The sequence below is a fragment of the Thermococcus sp. genome, assembly GCF_015523185.1.
Taxonomy (GTDB): domain Archaea; phylum Methanobacteriota_B; class Thermococci; order Thermococcales; family Thermococcaceae; genus Thermococcus.
The window spans coordinates 1-2,313 of record NZ_WAKV01000009.1 but is presented as its reverse complement, the minus strand read 5'-3'; the positions used below and the strand labels follow the sequence as shown (position 1 = coordinate 2,313).

Sequence of the window (2,313 nt, the reverse complement as noted above, 5' to 3'; positions counted from 1 at the left end):
GCTACTCCTCACCCGGATAGCAGAGGTACCTATAAGGGCAGAACTTACAGGCGTAACTTTTCCAGCCCTCAGGAGGTTTTCCATTCTCATAGGCCTTTTTAACGGAGTAGAAGTGCTTTAGTGTCTCTCTGAAGAGCTTGCCGTCGTAGGGAACCTCAAAAGCTCTGAAGTTCGGGCCTTTAATAACAGGGAAGTTGGACATGTCAAGCTTCCCTATTATTTTCGTCGGCTCGTTGTGGAGTTTGATATAGTAGAGATATCCGTACTCGGCCTCGGCCCATCTCAAATAGACGTTGAGCTGGGCAATGTGATAATCGTAGGGAACCTTTGGCAGGCTTGTTTTGCCCTTAATCTCTATTGGAAAATCCCGAAAGGCATCAATCCTGCCGTGGATTTCAAAGCCGAGCTTCCTTGAGCGCAGAACCAAGTGTTTCTCAAGCTCGAAGCCGAAGCGTTTCCTGAGAATATCCCCGAGGACCTCGTGGGTTTTAACCCCCTGGTTGAGCCTTACCTTCACGTTCTCGGGCCACCTTTGAGGGTAACCTTTAAGCCTGAAGTATATTCTCCTCGGGCAGGTTAGGGCCTCACTGGCGTAGAACTCGATGAATCCGTCATTGTCCTCACTGCCCATGGTCTTTCCCTCCAGAGGGGCGGTTCACAGGTAGAACCTCCCCGCCCCTTGCGTCAGCTAATACCGACGTCATCACAGTTCAGACTGGGCAAGGGTCGTCATCCGCGGAGGAAACTAAAAGAGGGAAGAATTTAAAGCTTCCGTTTGGCTAGAGAACCATGCGTCTCTTCCTCTTAATCGAGTAGCTCAGCCCGTAGGCCGGCCAGATGCTCGGGGGCTGTTCGTAGTGGTGCAGGTTCCTCAGAATCTTCTCGGCTGACTTTTTATCTTTACCTTTGACTCTTAGGATGCCTTTGTCTAGTTCAACAACGCCATCGGCGAGGCGTAGGGTCAACTTCGACCCGTTCACCTCGGGTCTTGCCCTCATCAAAAGCCTGCGATAGTTCTCATAAGCTTCCTCACTGAGCCTCTGCTCAAGAAGTGCCTCCTCCTTTCTACCAAAGAGCCTTGAAAACAGCCCACTATTCGGGGGCTCCTCCTCCATCTTCGTCATCAACCTCCGATGGTTCTCATCTTAAATCCTTCCTTTAAGTTTTTAAGGCTTTCCTATCGCTTTTTGACGAAGGGACAAAAATGAGGGCCAAGAGAACGCAGGTCATAAAACCTCGCATCAGGGAGATACTCTTGAGGGAGCTTCCGCCCGAGCTAGTCAGCTTACTCCCCAAACACTGGGTTCAAATAGGAGACGTTTTGATTCTGCCTCTGAGGAAGGAGCTCGAACCCTACAAGCGCAGAATAGCAGAGGTTTACGCGGAGGTTCTCGGGGTAAAGACTGTCCTCAGAAAGGGGCACATCCACGGCGAGACGAGAAGGCCGGACTACGAGGTTCTCTACGGCGATGACACGGTAACGGTTCACGTTGAAAACGGCGTGAAGTACAAGCTGGACGTTGCCAAAATCATGTTCTCTCCGGCGAACGTTAAGGAGCGCGTGAGAATGGCCGAAGTTGCCAAACAGGGTGAGCTCGTCGTTGACATGTTCGCGGGAATCGGGCATTTGAGCCTCCCGATGGCCGTCCATAGAAAGGCCAGGGTTATAGCCATCGAGAAGGACCCCTACACCTTCCGCTTCCTCGTGGAGAGCATCTGGCTCAACAACGTCCAGGACTTGGTCACGCCCTACAACATTGACAACAGGGACTTCCCGGCGGAGAACATCGCCGACAGAATCCTGATGGGTTACGTCGTCAGAACGGCCGAGTTCATACCCAAGGCCCTGAGTATAGCGAAGGACGAGGCGGTAATACACTACCACAACACGGTTCCCGAGAGGCTGATGCCTGAGGAACCCTTCGCGACCTTCAGGAAAGTTGCTAGAGAGCACGGCTACGAGGCGGAGAAGCTGAAGGAGCTGGTAATCAAGCGCTACGCTCCCGGCGTCTGGCATGTCGTCGTGGACGTGAGGGTCTATAAGCGGTAGTACCTGCCATCGCTGGAGTTGTATCACTTACTCTTCTCGTTCTTTCTCCCCTGAGCCCCATAGCGGCTCCCAATCATCGCAGACGAAGTTCATGTGGACGGTCTTCATATGTTTCCTGCACATCCCGTAGGTGAGGAAGTAGGAATCAATCGGACCGAACCAGCGGCAGTTCTTGCAGGCTTTGAGTTTTTCATCCATCGAGCTCACCGGAGAAATAAGATGGGAAGGAAATAAAACCCTCAGATTCCTGCCCCAATATCGTC

The 2,313-nt window shown here is 52.2% G+C and carries 4 protein-coding genes; 1 reads left to right on the top strand and 3 read right to left on the bottom strand.

The window, feature by feature from the left end:
• Position 1: 1 nt before the first annotated feature.
• Complete coding sequence (gene cas4 / locus F7B33_RS00810; RefSeq protein WP_297072596.1) at positions 2 to 631, bottom strand: CRISPR-associated protein Cas4; 630 nt, start codon at positions 629 to 631, stop codon at positions 2 to 4.
• 148 nt (positions 632 to 779) lie between these two features.
• Positions 780 to 1,115 (bottom strand): hypothetical protein, encoded by a 336-nt coding sequence (locus F7B33_RS00805; protein WP_297064137.1) that lies wholly within the window; start codon positions 1,113 to 1,115, stop codon positions 780 to 782.
• 89 nt (positions 1,116 to 1,204) lie between these two features.
• Between F7B33_RS00805 and F7B33_RS00800 the strand changes: the two genes are divergently transcribed.
• Positions 1,205 to 2,050 carry a class I SAM-dependent methyltransferase family protein gene (locus F7B33_RS00800; RefSeq protein WP_297072594.1) on the top strand — a complete coding sequence of 282 codons (846 nt, stop codon included), beginning with the start codon at positions 1,205 to 1,207 and terminating at the stop codon, positions 2,048 to 2,050.
• A 27-nt stretch (positions 2,051 to 2,077) separates the two neighbouring features.
• On the opposite strand, the gene F7B33_RS00795 is transcribed toward F7B33_RS00800, so the two are convergent.
• Complete coding sequence (locus tag F7B33_RS00795) at positions 2,078 to 2,257, bottom strand: hypothetical protein (protein ID WP_297072598.1); 180 nt, start codon at positions 2,255 to 2,257, stop codon at positions 2,078 to 2,080.
• Between the last annotated feature and the right edge of the window lie 56 nt (positions 2,258 to 2,313).